Genomic DNA, 19,012 nt, shown 5'->3' with positions numbered 1-19,012 from the left:
TCTCACAGCCGCAGGCCGAGGTTGGGGAGCCAGGACAGCCCCTGTTCCGTGGTTGTCCTGGGCTTGTATTCGCAACCGACCCACCCGGCATAGCCGAGGCGATCCAGCAAAACCAGAATGTCGCGATAATCCAGATCGCTGTCGTCCGGTTCGGCCCGGGTCGGCACGGCGGCGATCTGGACGTGGCCGATGATCGGGAGAAACCGTTCCAGCTCGATGGCGACATCCGCGCCGCCGAGTGCGAGATGGTAGCAGTCGAACATCAGCCTGATGTTCGAACGGTCCACCGCCTCCATGATCGAGGCGGCATCGGCCGCCGTTGAATAAAAGTAACCGGGAACATCGCGCTGATTGATCGGCTCGACCAGCAGCGCCACGCCATGGGGCAGAGCTTTGGAGGATGCCTCCTCGAGGTTCTCGATCAGTGTCCGGCGGGCGTCTTCCTGCGGCAGGCCTCCGGTTCGTCCTGCCATGCAATGGATCGCTGCACCACCAATGGCCAGGCAGTATTCCAAGGCTTGATCGAAGGAGCTCTGGAATTCCGCCTCGCGCCCTGGCAGAGCCGCAAGGCCGAACTCTCCCGCCTGGACATCCCCGCGGGCGGTGTTGAGGCTGAGCACTTTCATTCCGAGGCGATTACATCTGTCCCGGAATTCCCTCGCGGGAGTGTCATAAGGCCAGTGCATCTCCACCGCCTTGAAGCCCGCGCGCGAAGCAGCGTCAATGCGGTTAAGCAGCGGCAGCTCAGGCCATAGGAAACTGATATTGGCGGCGTAACGGAGCATGCTCACAATCCTATCCGCCGATCCGGCCACCAAGCTCATCGTCGATATGAGCGCGGATGATTTCGTCCATCGAGCTTTCCGCCTTGAACCCGAGCGCAGCCGCGCGTCGAGGCTCAAAGTCGCGAGGCCATCCCGCGACGATTTTTTCGATGACCGGGTCCGGCTCATGGCGAATGAGCTTCACCGCGCTTTCGCCCGCGAGGCGGCGCAGGGCCTCAATCTGCTCACCGACGGTGGCTGAAAGACCGGGCAGGTTCAAAATCCGCCTGGTGCCCAGCAACTCGAGATCCAAAGCGGCCGCGTGAAGGAGGAAGCCCACAGCGGCACGAGGGCTGGAGAACCAGTGTCGCGTTTCGGTGGATACCGGCAGGACGGCTTCCTTGCCACTCAATGGCTCACGCAGAATATTCGAGAAGAAGCCCGAAGCCGCCTTGTTCGGCAGTCCCGGACGGATGCAGATCGTCGGCAGTCGGATGCCAATTCCGTCGAAGAAGCCGCGACGAGAGTAATCCGAGACGAGCAGCTCTCCCATCACCTTCTGCGTACCATAGCTGGTGAGCGGCGCCGCCAGGAAATCATCGCCGATCCTGTCGGGGAACGGCGCGCCGAAGGCTGCGATGGAGGATGTAAAGATTAGCCGCGGCTTGTAGGGCTGCTGAAGTCCCTCCGTGCGGATGGCCTCGAACAGAGCACGCGTCCCGTCCAGATTGACGCGATAGCCCTTGTCGAAATCCGCTTCCGCCTCGCCGGACACGATGGCGGCGAGATGAAAAATCAGATCAGGTCGACCTTGGAGCACAGCGTTCGCAGCGGCGGGCTCGGCGAGATCTGCGGTGACAGCGTTCACCTTGCCGAGGAAACCGGTCGGCTCTGGAGGCTGGACAACGTCCACCAGGGTCAATTCCGACACGGGCCGATCGGAGAGACCAGGCACCGCTGACAGCCGTTGCGTCAGCTTTCGGCCGATCATCCCCGCCGCACCAACGATCAGGACATGCATCCGAACACCCCGGCAGAAGATCAAGTAAGCGCAACGCTCAGGCTAATCGAGGGAGCCTTTTCGTACCAGTCCATTAAGTCCAGCTTCAACCGGCAAGCCGTTGCGGCGTCGTTTGACCGCTCGCGGGGTTGGCATTTTTCTCCAACTCCGACAGGGTCGCATGATCCACGTGGAGCCGCGAGAGCGATAGCAGCAACAGCGAGTTCTCCACGGAGGATGGGTTTATATGTTGAGCTCCCGTGACATTATGGAGCGCCAGCCCGTTCACATAGGCGTCCAGTTCAGCCACCAGCTCGCGAACTTCCTCGGGGCGGGATCTGCAAGTGGGGTCAATTTCATAAAGGATATTGGCGATCTGTTCCTCAAACAGCCGGCGCCGTTCCATAATGACCGCCGCCAACTCCTTGGAATGCATGCCCTCCGCCAGCGCCCATCCCCAAATCCGGGAGCCCATGTATCCCATGCCTTTTCGGTCTAATAAACCGACGCGGAAAACTTGACGCAGTTTGTCGACGGGGTCCTTCTCCCGATCAACCGCTGTCTGGATGGCTTGCTGGAACCAATCCGAGACATAGATCAGACTGTCGACCATCAACGCCATTTTATTCTTGTAGTAATGGTTGACCGTTCCCGTGCTGATCTTCGCCGCCTTAGCCACTTCCGCGAGCGTGGTACGGTCGAATCCGCGCTTGGCAATGACGTTCGTCGCAGCCTTCCGGATCTGCTGACGTCGAATGGGCTCCATTCCGACCTTCGGCATTCCTCGTTCCTTCCGTCCCCAGCCACCCAGCGGACTATGACGCTTGCAGAGAGCACCGCTTCGGGATGCAAGCGCACATGACGGATTGAACCCACCCTGTCAACAGTTGGAAAGGTTGGATATGGCAGGCCCTGGCCGCACACTCCGACGACATCCGAGCGTACGGCCAAACTGGGGATGGAAAACCTTAGGCCAATTGCTCCATGGGGCGTTCGGTAATGTCCAAAATCGCGCCTACGCCGGCCCGAGTGGATTTGCCAGAGCGCCTGGTTCGATTCAAGACGAAGAGCAGCAGCGACCGGCCCGTCACATCGTATTCTTCGCCGATCTCGTGCCGCCCATGCTCCGAAGGATCAGGGATGTTGGTGTCTATCAGGCAGATCCAATGATTGCCTTCCGGCACGTCCGGCAGGGTAAACTTGACGACATCGTGATATGAGTTCGTCACGATGAGCAAAGTGGCATCGTCACCCCGACGTTTGATGCCGGTGGGCTGGGCACGGCCATCCATCAGCATGCCGAAGCAACGGGCATTGGCATCTTCCCACTGATCGGAGTTCATTTCGGCGCCGTTTGGGGAGATCCAGATCAGGTCCCTGACGTCCAGCTCTTCATTGTATTCCGTTCCCAGAAAACGTCCTCGATGCAGAATCGGATAGGTCTGGTGCACGGCGATGAGCTGCCGGGTGAATTCCATCAGAGACCGTCCGCTCGGCGGCACGTTCTCCCAGTCAAGCCAGCTGATCTCGTTGTCCTGCGCATAGGCGTTGTTATTGCCCTGCTGGGTATGTCCAAACTCGTCGCCCGCGAGAATCATTGGAGTGCCCTGCGACAGCAGCAGAGTGGCCAGCAGATTTCGTTTCTGGCGCTCCCGCAGCTCTATGATTTCCTCATCCTCGGTCGGCCCCTCCACGCCATGGTTCCAGGAATGATTGTTCGAGTGGCCGTCGCGGTTTTCCTCGCCATTGGCCTCGTTGTGCTTGTCGTTGTAGGAGACGAGGTCGTGCAGGTTGAAGCCGTCATGGGCGGTGATGAAGTTGACACTGGACCAGGGCCGGCGGCCGCGCTTGTTGAAGAGATCTCCCGAGCCTGAAATGCGGGCCGCGAAATCGGGCACCTTGCCCTCGTCGCCCTTCCAGTAGGACCGGACCGTGTCGCGGAACTTATCGTTCCATTCGGCCCATCCGGGAGGAAACTGGCCCACCTGATAACCACCGGGACCGATGTCCCAAGGTTCGGCAATCAGCTTCACGCTGGAGAGAACGGGGTCCTGACGACACGCATCCAGGAAGCCGCCACCTTCGTCGAAGCCATAGGGTTCGCGCGCCAGAATGGTGGCGAGGTCGAAACGGAAACCGTCGACTCGCATCTCGGTCGCCCAATAGCGCAGAGAATCTGCGACCATCTGGAGGACGCGCGGATGCGAAAGGTTCACCGTGTTTCCGGTCCCGGTGTCATTGATGTAATAGCGTTTCTGGTCCGGAAGCAGCCTGTAGTAGCTGGCGTTATCGATGCCCTTGAAGGACAGGGTCGGTCCCAGCTCGTTTCCTTCGGCCGTATGGTTATAGACCACGTCCAGGATGACTTCGATCCCGGCGGCATGGAACTGGTTGACCATCTCCTTGAATTCGTTGACGAAGGGCGAGTGGAGATAGCGAGGGGCTGGGGCAAAAAAGCCGATGGAGTTGTAGCCCCAGTAATTCTTGAGCCCCTTTTCCACCAGATAGCTGTCATCGACGAAGGCGTGGACCGGGAGCAGCTCGGCGGAGGTTACGCCGAGACCTTTCAGATAGGCCGGGACGCGGTCGCGGCAGAGAGCGGCGAAGGTCCCGCGTTCGTCCTCCGGGATGTTCGGATTAAGAGCCGTGAACCCTTTCACATGCATCTCGTAGACGATGGTCCGATCCCAGGAGACATGCGGACGTCGCTCCTGCCCCCAAGTGAAGGCCGGGTCGATCACCCGACATTTCGGCACGAGGTGAGCACTGTCCCGCTCATCGAATGAGAGGTCCTGGTCGGGCGATCCAATCGTGTAGCCAAAGAGTTCGTCGCCCCAATTCACGCGGCCGACGAGCTGCTTGGCATACGGATCGATCAGCAGCTTATTGTGATTGAACCGGTGTCCGACATCCGGTTCGTAGGGACCGTAAACTCGGTAGCCATAGACGGTGCCGGGACGCGCTGCCGGCAAATAACCGTGCCAGACTTCATCGGTGTATTCCGGGAGCTCGATCCGCTCCAGCTCGGTTTTACCCTGGGTGTCGAAAAGGCAGAGCTCCACCTTCGTCGCATGGGCCGAGAAGATTGCGAAATTGACCCCTAAGCCATCCCAAGTGGCTCCCAGGGGAAAGGGCCGCCCCTCTCTGATAACTGAACGAATTACAGCAGCCGGAGAGGACGGAGACGATGTTTCCTGCGTCATGACATTCCTGGATCAGAGGGAAGAGACGTAGGGAAACTGTGCATCGTGGAAAGTCGTTCCACGAACGCCATACGTCTGAAGTAGCCAGTGACGTCAGTGAGTAGCGGGGGAGTGATTCATTGTCCAGGTCGCGGGGGTCGAGCGCGGTTCCCTGTCGCCGGTCCCGTGCAGCGCCACCTCGTAGTTCCAACGCGGATCCAGCTGGTCGTCGACAATCTTTTTCAGTACGGCCAGCTGTTCCGTGTCGAAATAATCGAGGTAACCGTGCATCTTGCCACGCCGCACCTTGAAGGATCGCGGGTCTGAGGGATCGGTCGGCCGCAAGCCTGAATTGACGTAGTAGTGCTCGCGCTCACGCCGCTGAAGGTTCTCGAAGGCGCAAAACTCGACGGCCTCCGCGATCTCGTCAGCCGAGAAGCGCTCGCCCAGGAAGCTTGTCACCCGCGCCAGCTCCGTCTCCGGCTCCTGGCGGATCTCCTCGTATTTGGCCACCAAGACTCCGGGTGTTCTTTCCGAAGCCTCAAGCCAATGATTCTCGTAGGCGATGATCGTGTGGATCCCGAAACCAGGTTCGGTCGCAAAGGTGAATAAATCCTTTCCGCCGGACAAGTTCTCACGCTTGCCGGGTCCGCGCATCGTGATCTGGTGATATTGCGAAACGACCACATCAATCGGATGCCGACCCAAGAAGAAGACACGCGACCGACGATATTTCGTCTTGTCCGGATCGAGACTGGCCACCCCACCCAAAGGGAGGCAGTCATGCGTGAAAAAGATATTCGGAATACGGGGATTCAGCCGATGGAGGTCGCTGTAACCTATCAGCAAACCATCGGGAAGATCGTAGCGAACCTGGTATAAGCGCGTCAGCATGGCCCGAAGCCACGTCCTTCCCGACTTGGGAAACGAAACGCAGACGAAGTCGGCCTCCTTCAACAGCCTCCGCTCATTCAACATCTGCTTGAGGTTCTTGCGAGCCTTCTTGGAATGCAAGAGTTGCGGAACCAGGCTGAGCGCTTTTTGCATCGATGTGCCTTCACCTAAGACTTATTTCGGTCACTCTGTAGTCGCAATTTTGCCCCCGTTCTTGCGAGTGATCGCTACGACTGAAGGTCGCGGGGGCATATTTTTGGCAAAGTCCGGCCACCGCGTGGAGGGATCCTCGAAGTAGGAAGGGCGGCCGAAGGCTGCATAATCGGGGCCCTCGTCACCGGGGTGCTGAACGGCAACGAAGAACGTCGTCAGATCGGGCGTCGGCTCTGGTCCGCACATCTCAGCGCCCACCGGCACGCGATAGAACAGTTTTGCGGTACCGCGCGCCTCACCCTCGGTGTCTACGGCCCACAGGCCATCTGTCCGACCTGTCGCTTTCGGACTATTGCCGTCGGTCGTGACCCATAAGCGCCCCTCTGCGTCGATGGCGCAATTGTCCGGCATGCCGAACCAGCCATTCGCAGTGGTCGCCGTGGAAAATGACGCTCCGACCGAGGCAATCGCGGGATCACCGCATTTCAGCAGGACTTCCCACCGTCCGGTCGATGATGCGAAACCACCATCCGTTTCGGTGATTTCGATGATGTGCCCGAAGGCATTGGCTGCGCGAGGATTTGCAGCGTCCACCTGATCGGCCTTGCGCTTGGTGTTGTTGGTCAGCATGGCGTAGACCTTGCCCGTCTTCGGGTTCGCCTGGACGTCTTCCGGCCGATCCATCTTCGTGGCGCCGAGCAGATCCGCCGCACGCCGTGTCTCGATCACGACGTCAGCCTGGCTCTGAAACCCATTCGCCGAGGTGAGCGGCCCCTGGCCGTAGACCAGCGGCAACCACTCCATCGTTCCATCCGCGGAGAAACGGGCGACGTGCAGCGTTCCCGAGTCGAGGAGATCCATGTTCGCGGCGCGGTCGTTCGGTTTGAATGTTCCAGAGGTCACGAATTTGTAGATATAATCGAATCGCTCATCGTCCCCGCAGTAAAACACGACCCTGCCGTCCTGGGCCAGGACGCTTTCGGCACCCTCGTGCTTCATGCGACCGAGGGCAGTTCGCTTCTTCGGCGTCGACGCTGCATCGAGCGGATCGACCTCCACGATGTAGCCGAACCTGTTCGGTTCATTAGGCTCCTTGGATACATCGAAGCGATCGTAGAAACCTGCCCATTCATAGCTGGCACCCGGGATACCCAGGCGCTTGTAGTTCGCAGATTCCCGATGATCACTCGGCAAGCTGCCGCTGAAGTAGCCGTGGAAATTTTCTTCCGCCATGAGGTATGTGCCCCAAGGCGTCACCCCACCGGCGCAGTTGTTGATGGTGCCCTTCACCGAGCGACCCGTGGGGTCCTCCTTGGTCTGGAGCCTCGCATTGCCGGCGGCGGGCCCCGTGATCTCGATCGGGGTCTCGGCGGTGATGCGCCGGTTGTAAGGGCTGTCCAACTGCACCGACCAGGGAGCCCCTTCACGGCGGCGGATCTCGACGACCGTTCCGCCATGCGCGGCCATTTCGATGTCGACACGATCCTTGGTGGCGGGCGCCACGACCAGTGTCGGCTCCGGCTTGGCATCGGCAGCCGCGCCCTCGGGGACCTTGTCCTCGATGGTCACGATGCCCGGGAACATCATGTGCTCGTCCGTATACTCATGATTTACGACCAGGAGCGCGCGGCTTTCCCCCGCCGGTGCCCCTTCCAGCGGAATGAAGCCGACATAGTCGTTGTTGTAGCCGAACTGGCGGCGTTGCTTATCCGACGTCTGCGTCATCGGATCGAATTCGGGACTGTCCGTGAACAGCTTGTCGCCCCAGCGGATCAGCACCTGCATGTCGTAGCCGTCGGCCACGTGATGGGTCTCGTCGACACCCGCCATTGCCTCATCGAAAGAAAATGCGGAGGGCGTCGCGGCGTGCACTGGGTTGGAGGCTAACATGGCCAACGGGCTCACGGTCGCCTGAATGGCCGTCACCGCCAAGGCGCCTTTCAGCAGGGCCCGGCGCGAGAAGCGAGCGGCGATGATGTCGCCCATCGTCTCATTCCGAGCGTCGTTCCGTCCGACATCGTCGCTGGCCTCATAGGCGTGGGCACGAAACTGCCCACGCGGCTTCATCATCTCGTTCATGGTTCTGAGCTCCTGGCTGCGCGCTGGGAGAGGGTGTTTATTGGGCTTTCAGGAAGTCGCCGACTTCGAGCAGAACGAACTCGTTGTCATCGGCCTTATCGACGGCGCGTCCGGCAGAGAACGGCAGGTTGTTGTCATTGCCGACCACGATATGCGTGGGATCGACAACATCGACATTCTCGATCGTAACGAAGGGCATGTCGTAGAAGCCCTCACCACCGCCCTGGCGGGCCTTGCCTTGCGGATCCTTGATCTTGAGCAGGTCGATGTAGCCGATCTTCCGAACGGCCTCGCCGCGTCCGTCCTGCGGCAGAGAGATCTTATAGATCCGCTTCACTTTCGAGGGCTTGTCGAAGCAGTCCGCGGCAGGCTTCGCCGGGGCGGCGCAAGCCTTTGCCTGCGTGCCGGCGCCATTGTCTCTTTCGATGACGAGGCCCGTGGTCTCGTCAATCATATTGAAGTCACCGATCGCCTCACCGCCCTGAGCGAGGGGGTAAAGCCAAGAGCGGCCCGTCCACTTCCCGCCGGCAATGTCGAATTCGATCACCCGCAGTGCAGAATTTCCGTCGACCTTCTCCACGGAAGCGTCCTCCAAGAAGAGAGGGCCTTCGAGGAGAGCGTAAAGCTTCGTTCCATCAGGTGACTGCGCCAGACCCTCGTACCCGCCCGAGCGCTTCAAATTGAAGACCGGCGCCTTGGCGGCGGGATTGGCCTGAACAGTGACAGTGGGGTGGTCCGGAGATTTGACTTCCTTGCCATCGACCATGGTGCCGTGGACGGAGACCAGCTGGCCCTGCTTATCGAATTTCAGCAGGTAGGGACCGAACTCCTCACCGATCCAGAAGCCATCTGCGACCGGCTGAATGGATTCCACATCGAAATCCGCCCCTGTGAGATAGCGCGTATCCGTTCCCTCAAGCGCGATGGGGAATGGCGCAACCTTGTTGGGGTCACGCAGAAACAGTGTTTCCATCCGTTCGACCTTGCCCTGATCCCAGTCGAATTTGAGGTGATGCAGCATCAGGGCTGCGTCGGAGGAGTTCACCTTTGAGCCGAAGCCGTTATCCGACAGGGACCAGAAGGTGCCGTCCGGCATCGTCTTGATCCCCGAGAAGCCCTGCACGGCCTGCCCATCGAGCGGCAATTTCACGTCCGTCACACGGGCGCCGTCCTTGCCCGGAACCGTCCCAACCCCGTTTGCGCGCTTGCGGTCGGGCGTCGTGAATTTCCCGGCATTTTTCAGATGGTCGGGCGCGTCGGCCGGCGGCTGAACAGTCGTCGCTGCCGGAAGGATCGCGTGTCCAACCAGGGTGGCGGAGTAGGTTTGCTCCTCCGCCGAGACATTCATGCAGCTCAAGGCAACAAAGGCGACCGATGATAGGAATATTGACCGCATGACCCCACTCCATCTTCAATTTGATGAAGGTGGAATGCCGGTCGCAGATGTCGCCCCGTTGACGGAAATATTAAGGTTTGAAGACAGGCTAAAAGAACTGTGAACTCGAGCTAGAACTCGACTTCCAGCTCGATAATCTCATCGGGTTCTTCCATAGCGGCCTCGGTCCACTCCTGCATCAAGGGCCACTCGAATATCCGCTCACAATAGTCATCAAGCAGCGGATCGAGCTCGACGGCATAGGTCCGAAATCGAGTGCAGACCGGCGCATACATCGCATCCGCGACCGACAACTCTCCAAAGAGGTAGGGGCCACCATACGTCTGGAGGCATTCGCTCCATATCGCCTTCACTCGTTCCACGTCGGGCCGTGCGCCCGAGAAGATCTTGAAGGCATTATGTCTCGCCTTGAGATTCATCGGCAGGGCGGAGCGCAGATTGTAGAATCCGGAATGGATCTCTCCGGACACCGCCCGGCAGTGAGCCCTGGCCACTCGGTCTTTCGGCAGCAATCCCGCTTTCGGCCTGATCTCCGCCAAATACTCGGCAATCGCCAGCGTGTCCCACACGACGACGCTGCCATGGGTCAGGCGCGGCACCAGAACCGAGGGCGACAGAAGCAACAGCTCCTGGCGCATCTCCGGCGAGTCGATGTCAACCCTCTGCTCCTCAAAGTCGAGGCCCGCCATCTTGCAGAGCAGCCACCCTCTCAATGACCAGGAGGAATAGTTCTTCGACGAAATCGTCAGCGCTGCGCCCGTCACCCGTTCGACTCCGCCATAATGTCGTTGTGGTTTAATCTTCTCGCAACGCAGCAAGTTTTGCACTAGCTTTTTGCATTGCCATAAAAGCGATGGGGCAATCGGGGCATGCTGTACCAGGCTTACCAATTTCAGGAGGACGCCTTCGCTCCGCTGCGTGTGATGGCGCGAAGCTGGTCAGCTCTGCTGCAAGCGTTCCCGTGGATGGGGGGCAGTGCCTTCATGCGGCAGTTCGAGGCCGCCATGGTGCTCACGAGCCGGTTCGAGCTCACACATACGCGACCCAGCTTCGGCATTGCTTCTGTCATGGTCGGAAACCGCGATGTGCCGGTCACGCTGGAGACCGCGCTCAACCTCCCCTTTGGGAACCTGCTGAAGTTTTCCAAGGACATCGATGCACCGCAGCCGAAAGTGCTGATCGTCGCTCCCTTGTCCGGACATTTCGCGACGCTTCTCCGCGGCACCGTGCAGACGATGCTGAAGGATCATGAAGTCTACCTCACCGATTGGGCCAATGCCCGAGACGTGCCGGTCGAGGCCGGTGTGTTCGGCGTGGACGATTACGTCGCCTATATTTGTCGCTTCCTGGAGACGATCGGGCCAGGGGCGCATGTGCTTGCCGTCTGCCAGCCCTGCGTACAGACGTTGGCCGCCGTCTCCATCATGTCGGAGGACAGGCATCCGGCCACGCCGCGCTCGATGACCTTGATGGCCGGGCCTATCGACCCCAGTGAGAGCCCCACCGCAGTCAATGAATTCGCCGTCGCCAAATCGCTGTCCTGGTTTCAGAATTCCGTTATCGCCGAAGTCCCGAACCGCTTTGCCGGCAAGGGTCGGCGCGTGTATCCAGGCTTCCTCCAACTCCTGGCCTTCATGGCCATGAACATGGACCGGCACCGCGCCGCCCATGGACGTCTCTATGACCACCTGGCGGCGGGAGAAACCGAACAGGCTGAACGAATAAAAAAATTCTATGACGAATACTTTGCCGTGCTCGACCTCCCCGAGGAATTCTATATCGAGACCATCGATCGGATCTTCCAGCGCGCCGAGCTTGCAACGGGCGACTTCACCTTTCGCGGCGACATCGTCAATCCCGCTGCAATCCGGCACACAGCGCTTCTGACCGTCGAGGGTGGGCGGGACGACATCTGCGCGATGGGACAGACTTCAGCAGCGCATGATCTCTGCCAGTCCCTCCGGCCGCATCTCAAGCGTCATCACCTGCAGGCCAATGTCGGACATTACGGCGTATTCAGCGGCAAGCATTGGGAGCGGGAGATCTATCCCGTGGTCCGGAACATGATCCTGGCAATGGAATAGAGCCCGCGACGATCAGGAGGACTTTCGCCCCCAAGCCTGGACCACGCGCGCAGTGGTCATGAAGACGGCGTCATCTTCAGCCAGCCTGATCAACTCATCGAGGATATGCCGCGCCTCATCCTCCGACACCAGCCCGCCGTCTATCACTGCGTCTTGAATGTTCTGCCACGTCACGGCGGCAATCTGTTTGACTGGGCCCTGACACCCGGCGGGTTGACTCACCCGCCCGTCCACATCCTGCAAGCCGGCCTGCAACAGGCGATGCGGCAGGCTGATACCGATATCCGGATCCGCCCCGCGTTGTCGCGCCGCGGCGCCATACAGCTCGACATATCTCTCGAAGGCTTCCGACCGCGGGTGACAGAAATGCCCGGCAAAGTGGACGTCCTCGACGATCATTCGTCCCCCATGAGCCAGGGCAGCCGCAGCTGCGTGCACAATCTCGTCCGGCACCCTCAAATGGGACAGCAAAAATCGGGCATAGATCACGTCAAAAGGCCCTAAGCTGCCGATCAGTGCCGGGTCCGAGACATCACCCTGCTGAAATTCAATACGGTCGTCCGCCTCCCCCGCCTCTGACGATTTCGCCAATGCGATCTGGGTGGGATCAATGTCGAGCGCAATAACGGTCCCCGCAGGACCCACCCTCTTGGCCAGCTCGCGGGCTACGCCCCCGCTGCCGGTTCCCAAATCCAGCACTCGGGCACCTTCGGGGATGCCCACTTCTTGAAGCAGAGCTCGCGTCCCCGGCGACATCACCGAGGTCAGGAGGCGAAGCCGTTCGAAGCCCGGTTTTCCACCCCTTATGATGTAGCTGCCGCTTGGGTTCGACATGTCTTCTCCTGACGACACAGGAGGGCATCCTAGGCGCGTTGTGGGCACCCGTCACAGGAGATACAGGCCGGGCCTTCAATCATTTTGAGGAAGGTCAGAACGCTACTGCGGGGCACCCACCGTGTCGGCCATCTGCGCGCCACGTTCACCCAGTGGCCGGTGAGGCTTGGCCGTCGAGTCCATGGCCGTCTGGTGCTCCAGTTCTGCATTCAGCTCGCCGCATAACAGAACGATGGACGTCGAGAGCCACATCCACATCATCAAACCGACCGCGGCCCCCAGAGATCCATAGGTTTCGTTGTAGGATCCAAAATTCGACACATACCAGGAGAAAAGAGCCGAGCCTCCCAGCCACAGCACGGCGGCAAGGATGGCCCCCCATGTCACCCAGCGCCACTTCGCGCGACTCCGGCTCGGGCCATAGCGATAAAGGACGGCGATTGCGGCCGCGAAAAAGAGGAGCATGAGCGGCCATCGCACCAGGGAGATCACGACACCCTGAACAGACCCCCCGAGCCCAACTGCATTGAGGATAATCGGAACGAAAACCACTCCAGCGATCGCCACGATCCCAATGACCATGCACCCAAGAGTGAAGCTCAACGAGATGAGGTTGAGCCGCAAGAAACTGCGCTTTTCCTCCTCCTCGTAGACGACATTGAGGGCGTCGAATACCGCCTTCATGCCGGTGTTGGCGCTCCAGAGGGAAATGAGAATTCCCGTGACAGCACCGATCCCAAGGGTCGAGCCTTTCTGAGCAGAGAGGCTTTGCACCTGCTCACCAATGATGGTGATCCCGCCTTCGGGCAACACCCCTGAAAGCGCCGACAGATGACCTTGTATCTGCACCGGATCGGCAAAAAGACCGTAGATGGCGATGAAGGCTCCTATTGCGGGAAAGAGCGCCAGAAGCATGTAAAACGTGACACCAGCGGCCACGGCGAGGAGCCGGTCGTCGGAAAACTCCCGGTAGACGCGAAACAGGATATCCTTCCAGCCCTTGGCCGGCATGCTGCTCGGCTTTTCCGCGGATCTCCCCCGGCCATGTTGGTGACCATGATGCCGGTCGAGATCCGACGGGACGCGTGCATCGGAGGAAGCAGGATTGCGCGCGCCCCTGTCCGACGCGATCCTGCTCGGCCGCTGCCGGGACGGCCGGGCTGAGAACAGGCTACCGACGCTCATACCGAGCGCGAACGCCAGCAACCAAGCCGATTTTTTGGAATCGCCCCCAGGAGGGGCATCGACACCTGGCGCCACGTTCGCCTCCGGAAAGCTGCTGCCATTGTGTCAAACGACAAGCGCGAAAAGAAAGAGGGCTCGCGTCGGAGCCCTCTCAGGATCAGGCAGCTTCGGCCTGCATGTTGACGACTGATGTCGCAAGCTGCGTCAGAGCTTGGTCGGTGGCCGATTCCTCGTCCAAGGTCTGCTGCAGCAGAGCAGCAGCATCCTTCATGCCGAGTTCCGTGGCCCAGGCACGCAGGGAGCCGTATCGAGTGATCTCGTAATGCTCCACAGCCTGTGCCGCGCCCAGAAGGCCAGCATCAAGAGCGGGCGATCCCTTGTATTCCTCCATGATCTCGGTACCCTCTTCGATGATCCCGAGAATTGCAGGACACGTCTTTCCCTGTGGCTTCTTGTCCAGGAGCTGAAATACTTGCTCAAGCCGTTCGACTTGGCCTTGGGTCTCCCCCTTATGCTTTTCAAACGCCGCCTTGAGCTCGGAATTCTGTGCGGCCTTCGCCATCTTCGGCAGCGCTACCAGAATCTTCTTTTCAGCGAAGTAAACGTCTTTCAGGGAATCAAGAAAAAGGTCGTCGAGAGTTTTCGGTGATTTGGCCATCTGTTGCCTCCACTATGCCTGCCTTGAGAACTCAGGCCGAATAGAGGAGTTCCGAATCAAATGTCCGGATCACCAGTTTTTCACCGTAGCAAGATCTTTCTTTGCTCATCGACGCTAGAGCAGGGCCAGCCGCACCAGATGTTCCTTGGCGCATTCGAGGCCGCCGATGATGGCAAAGCCGCCGACATTTCCAGCATATGAATAGGAGGCTGCACGACCTTTGTGCACATAGCTGCCTGCCATTCCGATGATTTCCCCGGCCTTGGCTGCTTCCAGCAGGCGCTCAAGCTCTTCGACGAGCGTAGCGTTGGCCTGAGCTTCCTCCGGAACGATGGCCCCACCTAAGCTGATGACATTCCCCGCCATGATCGCCACTCCGCTTTCCCTTCGGTGGCCGATGCAAGCGGTATGCCCATAAGGAAAGGGCGCCCTTCCAGGCGCCCCTTTTGTCTCTCGCTACGAGTTACCGGACCCGCGTGTCGTCGTTCCCGCCTGCTGACCGGGAGCCGTGGACTGGCCAACGCTGCCAGCCGCTCCTGCCTGGGACGACCCGGTGGTCCCAACGGTCCGGTTATCCTTCACGCGCATATTGTTCTGCACGTAACTGACGCCGGAGACAGACTCCGCGATATCCTCCGCCCGGCGCCGCTGATCACGGCTGGACACGTGGCCCGACAACGTCACTTCGCCACCCGAGACCTTAACGTCGATCTCGGAAGCGTCGACGCGCCAATCGTCGGTGAGACGGTCATTTACATCCTCGCGAATGCGATCGTCGGATCGGGTGTAGCCTTTCGGTCCGCGGCCGCGATGTTCATCCTGCTGGCGACGACGTTGGGCATCCTCGTCACCGAACCATGAGGACACCTCGTCCGATGCCTTGTCCCAGAACCCGCGATCGTCATCACGATGACGGTCACCCCAGTCGCCTTCACCATAGCGGCGGCGGTGATCACCCTGTCCGTAGCCTCGGCCTCTAGAGGGTTGGCCCCGCCAGTCGTCACCTCCGGAACCTCCGCGATAGCCCGAACGGAAATCTTCGTTGTGCTCATGGCGGACCGACGAGCCGAATGGGCCGGAATGGCCATAATTCCCATACCCGAAAGAACCGGTGTCCCGGTCGTCCTCGCGCCAGCCTGAGGAGCCGCGCCCGGGGTCGGAGCGACCAAAACTCCTGTCCTGGCCGAAGCCACTTCCGGAAAAGTCACTTCCCCGGCCGCCATAATCTTCGTGGGACTCACGGCCGCTTCCGAAATGATTGCTGCGGCTACCCTCTCGGCGCGCGTAATCCCGCGACCTGTGCATCGCCTGATCGTCATCTGTGTCGCGCTCGCGACCATATCTGTAAAACTCGTCGTCGCGATGGCGACCTTCATTTCTCCACCGATCAGAGGCAGACATCTTATCCTCCTAGTTACCAGTTTCCTGTTAACCAACGTGAGGCGTCTCTCCCTGTTCCATAATTTGCCGGCAGGCTTCGCCCGAGCTTCGATCCGTCAGAGTGACCTGCGTTCCTCACCAATCATTCATGCGGGAAGTCTAAGATCCTGCAGCCCGGTCCTCGTCATACAGCCGAGGCTGCGTTCCAGAACGAGAGCGTCGCATGTTCCGCATCGACTTCGAGGTTAAACGGTTGCCAATTGTATGGCGCCCCCGCATAGTTCGCTGTCAGCTTTCAAAGTGTAGGGATTCGCGCGTGCGTTGTCGTATGGCCACATTGGGAGCTGCCGCTGTCGCCTCGGCGATTTTTCTCACCGCAAGTCCGGCCTTCGCTGAAGAGTATGAGGGTACGGCAGAGGAACGTACGGCCTGCATTCCCGATGCGATCCGCCTCTGCAGCGAGTTCATTCCCAGCGCGGAAGAGGTGAAGCAATGCCTGTTCCGAAGAGCCCGCGACCTCAATCCTGATTGCAAGAAGGTCATCACCGGCGCTCAGAGATCCGGTTCGCCCGCCAACTAGTCAGCGATCCGAAACAGTTCGGCCGTTCCCGTCCACCGTTCCCGACGCTCAATCCTTGCCGGGAAGAGGCGGATTCGTCACCGGGCGGATCTTCTTGATCCGCTCGCGGGCCATGACGACGAGGCCTGCCGCGATAATGACGATGGCTCCCATCAGCGAAATGGGGTCGATCATCTGGCCAAAGAGCACGTATCCGAGCAAAATCCCCCAGGGCAGCGATGTATAGTTAAAGGGCTGAAGGACACTGGCTGGTGCCATTCCCAAGGCGGCAATGATCATCGCATGTGAAACACACCCCGTGACCATGATGTAGAGAATGAGCGCCCAGGACGCCGCGTCGGGCGGCTGCCAGAAGAAAATGCCGACGGCCGAGGTCATGATCAGCCCAATCACGCCCACGTAAAACATGCTGGTCGCCGTGGAGTCGGTTTCGGACACCTTCCGGGTCAGGACGATATAAAGGGCGTAGGTCACTGCAGCGCCAATCGCACAGAAAACGCCGAAATCGAAGGGGACCCCGCCCGGACGGACGATGACCAGAGCGCCGAGAAACCCCACACAGACCGCCACCATCCTGAAGATGCCGACCTTCTCCTTGAGCAGAGGAATGGCCACGAGGGTCACGATCAGCGGATAGATCAACAAGATCGCCTGGAGTTCGGCGAGGGAGATCGTTTGCAATGCGAAGCTGAACAGCCAGATGTCGACGACAAGGAAGATGGGCCGCAGGACCTGCAATATTGGCGAGCCCGACCGAAATGCGCCGCGGATCTCCCCTTGGCGCACCATGATGGCAAAGGAAAAGGCGAAGGACGCCCAAAACCTCATCATGGTGATCTGGAACGGCGAATAGGACTGGACGAGGAACTTCTGAGCGGCATCCTGGGTGGCGAAGAGGAAGATGCCGCCCAAGGTCAGCAGGATGCCACGGACGATGTTGTCGCGTCTGCGATCATGGCCGACATCACTGGGAGAGGCCGACATGGGCTGTCCGTGAGCTTGGGAAAGTCGATAAGACTTGGGTCGATAGGGTCGACAGGCGCAGGTCGTCTAAGGCTCGGACCAGTCAAAGTCAATGATCTCATCCCGAACTCTGCTGCAGCCAAAACGAATCACACCACGACGGAAAATGGTCCACATCCAGCAATCGCTTACGCACGTCATTCCCATACTGATCGTTTTTGATCGTCAACGACGTCGGCGGTGCATTGAACAGATATGAGCCGGAGCGCGATTTTCTTATATTCTTTCGCCGTTAACCAAGAATACGCCCTGTGATTTAGCAACGTTCATCGATATTTCACTGTGCACCAAGCTTACGCAGTATAGTTTAATACGCACGGTCACGAGGACCAGACGATCGGCGTGGAGGTGACCTGCCGCCTCGCCGCGTGTGAAATGGAGGACGCAGCGCATGGACTTGGATCCCGTAATCCTGGCGAGAATCCAGTTTGCGTTCACGATCACTTTCCACATCATCTTTCCCTCATTCACCATCGGCCTCGCCGCCTGGATCGCCACTCTCGAGGGCATGTGGCTGGCGACTTCGCGGGATCACTACCACCAGCTCGCTCGCTTCTGGACGAAGGTTTTCGCCGTATCGTTCGCCATGGGGGTCGTCTCGGGGATCGTTCTCTCCTATCAATTCGGCACCAATTGGAGCCGCTTTTCCGAAGTTGTGGGCAATGTCATCGGCCCCTTGATCGGCTACGAAGTCCTTACGGCCTTCTTCCTCGAGGCGACGTTCCTCGGCCTCATGCTGTTCGGCTGGAACAAAGTGCCGCCGTGGCTCCACTTCGTCGCCTGCGTCGCCGTCGCCGTCGGCACGACCATGTCGGCGTTCTGGATCTTGTCCGCCAACAGCTGGATGCAGTTTCCTGCCGGACACGAGATCAGAGACGGGATCGCCGTTCCCGTGGACTGGATGAAAATCATCTTCAATCCCACGTTCCCGACCCGGCTCGGGCACATGGTGGTGGCGGCGTATATTACGACCGCCTTCGTGATTTTCGCGGTCGGAGCACGGTGGCTGCTCGCCGGCAAGGCGGTCGAAAAGGCCAGGATCATGATCCATATGAGCCTCGGCCTGCTGTTGATCCTGGTTCCGGTACAGGCCTTTCTCGGAGACGCGAGCGGGCTCAATACGCTGGAACATCAGCCGGTGAAGGTCGCGGCCATGGAGGGGCATTGGCCCGCCGAAGAGGCCGGTCCGATCCCGTGGGTGCTGTTTGCATGGCCGAACGAGAAGGAAGAGAGAAACGACTTCCAGATCGCCATCCCCTATGCCGGCAGCCTGATCCTGACCCACTCGCTCGATGGCACCATCAAGGGGCTCAAGGCCTTTCCTCCAGAGGATCGGCCGCCCGTGGTGATCCCCTTCTTTGCCTTTCGCGTGATGATCGGCATGTGGGGCATCATGATGCTGACGGTGCTCGTCGGTGCGTTTCTCTGGTGGAGGGGGAAACTCTTCGTTCCGGGGAAATATCTTCGTTTCGTGGCCCAAACCTGGCCGATCGGGTTCATTGCCGTTTTGTCGGGCTGGTTTACCACCGAGGTCGGCCGGCAGCCCTGGGTCGCCACAGGCATCCTGCGCACGGTGGATGCCATTTCCCCCGTCACGGCCGGTGCGGTCCTGACGACGCTGATCCTCTTCGTGCTGGTCTATGGCGTCGTGTTCTCAGCGGGGATCTACTACATCAACCGCCTTCTCGACATCGGGCCCGACGTTTCCGCTCATGAAGACGACGACGCCTCGGCGCTCAGACCGCTGTCGGCTGCCCACGATGCCGGCCGCAAAGCCATTCATGCGGGGGAGTGACGAAT

17 protein-coding genes are annotated in these 19,012 nt (G+C 59.7%); 3 read left to right on the top strand and 14 right to left on the bottom strand.

All coding sequences use genetic code 11. From position 1 onward, the window contains the following. Positions 1 to 2 precede the first annotated feature (2 nt). The 8 genes from FKM97_RS03990 to FKM97_RS03955 form a co-directional block, all read right to left on the bottom strand. Positions 3 to 785: a hydroxypyruvate isomerase family protein gene (locus FKM97_RS03990; protein WP_143957805.1), complete on the bottom strand. Its 783-nt coding sequence runs from the start codon at positions 783 to 785 to the stop codon at positions 3 to 5. 10 nt (positions 786 to 795) lie between these two features. After that, a complete protein-coding gene (gene denD, locus FKM97_RS03985; protein ID WP_143957804.1) occupies positions 796 to 1,785 on the bottom strand; it encodes a D-erythronate dehydrogenase in 990 nt (329 codons plus the stop codon). 85 nt (positions 1,786 to 1,870) lie between these two features. After that, positions 1,871 to 2,545: a TetR family transcriptional regulator gene (locus tag FKM97_RS03980; RefSeq protein ID WP_143957803.1), complete on the bottom strand. Its 675-nt coding sequence runs from the start codon at positions 2,543 to 2,545 to the stop codon at positions 1,871 to 1,873. A gap of 187 nt (positions 2,546 to 2,732) precedes the next feature. After that, a complete protein-coding gene (gene glgX / locus FKM97_RS03975; protein ID WP_143957802.1) occupies positions 2,733 to 4,967 on the bottom strand; it encodes a glycogen debranching protein GlgX in 2,235 nt (744 codons plus the stop codon). A 93-nt stretch (positions 4,968 to 5,060) separates the two neighbouring features. Further along, the gene (locus FKM97_RS03970; RefSeq protein WP_143957801.1) at positions 5,061 to 5,993 is read right to left on the bottom strand and encodes a sulfotransferase domain-containing protein; all 933 of its coding nucleotides are present in this window, start codon (positions 5,991 to 5,993) and stop codon (positions 5,061 to 5,063) included. 30 nt (positions 5,994 to 6,023) lie between these two features. Beyond that, positions 6,024 to 8,072: a PhoX family protein gene (locus FKM97_RS03965; RefSeq protein WP_143957800.1), complete on the bottom strand. Its 2,049-nt coding sequence runs from the start codon at positions 8,070 to 8,072 to the stop codon at positions 6,024 to 6,026. A gap of 37 nt (positions 8,073 to 8,109) precedes the next feature. After that, positions 8,110 to 9,468: an esterase-like activity of phytase family protein gene (locus FKM97_RS03960; protein ID WP_143957799.1), complete on the bottom strand. Its 1,359-nt coding sequence runs from the start codon at positions 9,466 to 9,468 to the stop codon at positions 8,110 to 8,112. A 110-nt stretch (positions 9,469 to 9,578) separates the two neighbouring features. After that, a complete protein-coding gene (locus tag FKM97_RS03955; RefSeq protein ID WP_143957798.1) occupies positions 9,579 to 10,232 on the bottom strand; it encodes a glutathione S-transferase in 654 nt (217 codons plus the stop codon). A gap of 105 nt (positions 10,233 to 10,337) precedes the next feature. Here FKM97_RS03955 and FKM97_RS03950 point away from each other — a divergent pair, with 105 nt between their 5' ends. Next, positions 10,338 to 11,552, top strand: a complete 1,215-nt coding sequence (locus tag FKM97_RS03950) for a polyhydroxyalkanoate depolymerase (RefSeq protein ID WP_143957797.1) — start codon at positions 10,338 to 10,340, stop codon at positions 11,550 to 11,552. 12 nt (positions 11,553 to 11,564) lie between these two features. Here FKM97_RS03950 and FKM97_RS03945 read toward each other — a convergent pair whose 3' ends face one another. The 5 genes from FKM97_RS03945 to FKM97_RS03925 form a co-directional block, all read right to left on the bottom strand. Beyond that, positions 11,565 to 12,386, bottom strand: a complete 822-nt coding sequence (locus FKM97_RS03945) for a class I SAM-dependent methyltransferase (protein ID WP_143957796.1) — start codon at positions 12,384 to 12,386, stop codon at positions 11,565 to 11,567. Positions 12,387 to 12,488: 102 nt separating this feature from the next. Beyond that, entirely contained in the window at positions 12,489 to 13,646 is a 1,158-nt protein-coding gene (locus tag FKM97_RS03940) for a YihY/virulence factor BrkB family protein (RefSeq protein ID WP_246104917.1), read from the bottom strand. A gap of 82 nt (positions 13,647 to 13,728) precedes the next feature. Next, positions 13,729 to 14,229, bottom strand: a complete 501-nt coding sequence (locus tag FKM97_RS03935) for a YciE/YciF ferroxidase family protein (RefSeq protein ID WP_143957795.1) — start codon at positions 14,227 to 14,229, stop codon at positions 13,729 to 13,731. Positions 14,230 to 14,343: 114 nt separating this feature from the next. After that, the gene (locus FKM97_RS03930) at positions 14,344 to 14,595 is read right to left on the bottom strand and encodes a hypothetical protein (RefSeq protein ID WP_143957794.1); all 252 of its coding nucleotides are present in this window, start codon (positions 14,593 to 14,595) and stop codon (positions 14,344 to 14,346) included. Between the two features lie 90 nt (positions 14,596 to 14,685). After that, a complete protein-coding gene (locus FKM97_RS03925) occupies positions 14,686 to 15,630 on the bottom strand; it encodes a BON domain-containing protein (protein WP_246104916.1) in 945 nt (314 codons plus the stop codon). A gap of 307 nt (positions 15,631 to 15,937) precedes the next feature. On the opposite strand from FKM97_RS03925, the gene FKM97_RS03920 reads away from it, so the two are divergent. Then, the gene (locus tag FKM97_RS03920) at positions 15,938 to 16,189 is read left to right on the top strand and encodes a hypothetical protein (protein WP_143957793.1); all 252 of its coding nucleotides are present in this window, start codon (positions 15,938 to 15,940) and stop codon (positions 16,187 to 16,189) included. A gap of 48 nt (positions 16,190 to 16,237) precedes the next feature. Here the strand turns inward: FKM97_RS03920 and FKM97_RS03915 are convergent, their stop codons facing one another. Next, positions 16,238 to 17,173, bottom strand: coding sequence for a DMT family transporter (locus FKM97_RS03915; protein ID WP_143957792.1), 936 nt, complete (start codon positions 17,171 to 17,173; stop codon positions 16,238 to 16,240). A gap of 430 nt (positions 17,174 to 17,603) precedes the next feature. Here FKM97_RS03915 and FKM97_RS03910 point away from each other — a divergent pair, with 430 nt between their 5' ends. Beyond that, the gene (locus FKM97_RS03910) at positions 17,604 to 19,007 is read left to right on the top strand and encodes a cytochrome ubiquinol oxidase subunit I (protein WP_143957791.1); all 1,404 of its coding nucleotides are present in this window, start codon (positions 17,604 to 17,606) and stop codon (positions 19,005 to 19,007) included. Positions 19,008 to 19,012: the final 5 nt, after the last annotated feature.

Source organism: Rhodoligotrophos appendicifer (genome assembly GCF_007474605.1).
Classification (GTDB): domain Bacteria; phylum Pseudomonadota; class Alphaproteobacteria; order Rhizobiales; family Im1; genus Rhodoligotrophos; species Rhodoligotrophos appendicifer.
The sequence above is the reverse complement of the archived record's forward strand: the minus strand, read 5'-3'. Positions and strand labels throughout refer to the sequence as shown.

What these genes read in the sequence shown, in the direction of transcription:
- glgX (WP_143957802.1), bottom strand. Translation starts at nt 4,967, where the DNA reads ATGACGCAGGAAACATCGTCTCCGTCCTCTCCGGCTGCTGTAATTCGT.
- FKM97_RS03980 (WP_143957803.1), bottom strand. Translation starts at nt 2,545, where the DNA reads ATGCCGAAGGTCGGAATGGAGCCCATTCGACGTCAGCAGATCCGGAAG.
- FKM97_RS03965 (WP_143957800.1), bottom strand. Translation starts at nt 8,072, where the DNA reads ATGAACGAGATGATGAAGCCGCGTGGGCAGTTTCGTGCCCACGCCTAT.
- FKM97_RS03990 (WP_143957805.1), bottom strand. Translation starts at nt 785, where the DNA reads ATGCTCCGTTACGCCGCCAATATCAGTTTCCTATGGCCTGAGCTGCCG.
- FKM97_RS03935 (WP_143957795.1), bottom strand. Translation starts at nt 14,229, where the DNA reads ATGGCCAAATCACCGAAAACTCTCGACGACCTTTTTCTTGATTCCCTG.
- FKM97_RS03945 (WP_143957796.1), bottom strand. Translation starts at nt 12,386, where the DNA reads ATGTCGAACCCAAGCGGCAGCTACATCATAAGGGGTGGAAAACCGGGC.
- denD (WP_143957804.1), bottom strand. Translation starts at nt 1,785, where the DNA reads ATGCATGTCCTGATCGTTGGTGCGGCGGGGATGATCGGCCGAAAGCTG.
- FKM97_RS03920 (WP_143957793.1), top strand. Translation starts at nt 15,938, where the DNA reads ATGGCCACATTGGGAGCTGCCGCTGTCGCCTCGGCGATTTTTCTCACC.
- FKM97_RS03910 (WP_143957791.1), top strand. Translation starts at nt 17,604, where the DNA reads ATGGACTTGGATCCCGTAATCCTGGCGAGAATCCAGTTTGCGTTCACG.
- FKM97_RS03950 (WP_143957797.1), top strand. Translation starts at nt 10,338, where the DNA reads ATGCTGTACCAGGCTTACCAATTTCAGGAGGACGCCTTCGCTCCGCTG.
- FKM97_RS03930 (WP_143957794.1), bottom strand. Translation starts at nt 14,595, where the DNA reads ATGGCGGGGAATGTCATCAGCTTAGGTGGGGCCATCGTTCCGGAGGAA.
- FKM97_RS03960 (WP_143957799.1), bottom strand. Translation starts at nt 9,468, where the DNA reads ATGCGGTCAATATTCCTATCATCGGTCGCCTTTGTTGCCTTGAGCTGC.
- FKM97_RS03915 (WP_143957792.1), bottom strand. Translation starts at nt 17,173, where the DNA reads ATGTCGGCCTCTCCCAGTGATGTCGGCCATGATCGCAGACGCGACAAC.
- FKM97_RS03925 (WP_246104916.1), bottom strand. Translation starts at nt 15,630, where the DNA reads ATGTCTGCCTCTGATCGGTGGAGAAATGAAGGTCGCCATCGCGACGAC.
- FKM97_RS03970 (WP_143957801.1), bottom strand. Translation starts at nt 5,993, where the DNA reads ATGCAAAAAGCGCTCAGCCTGGTTCCGCAACTCTTGCATTCCAAGAAG.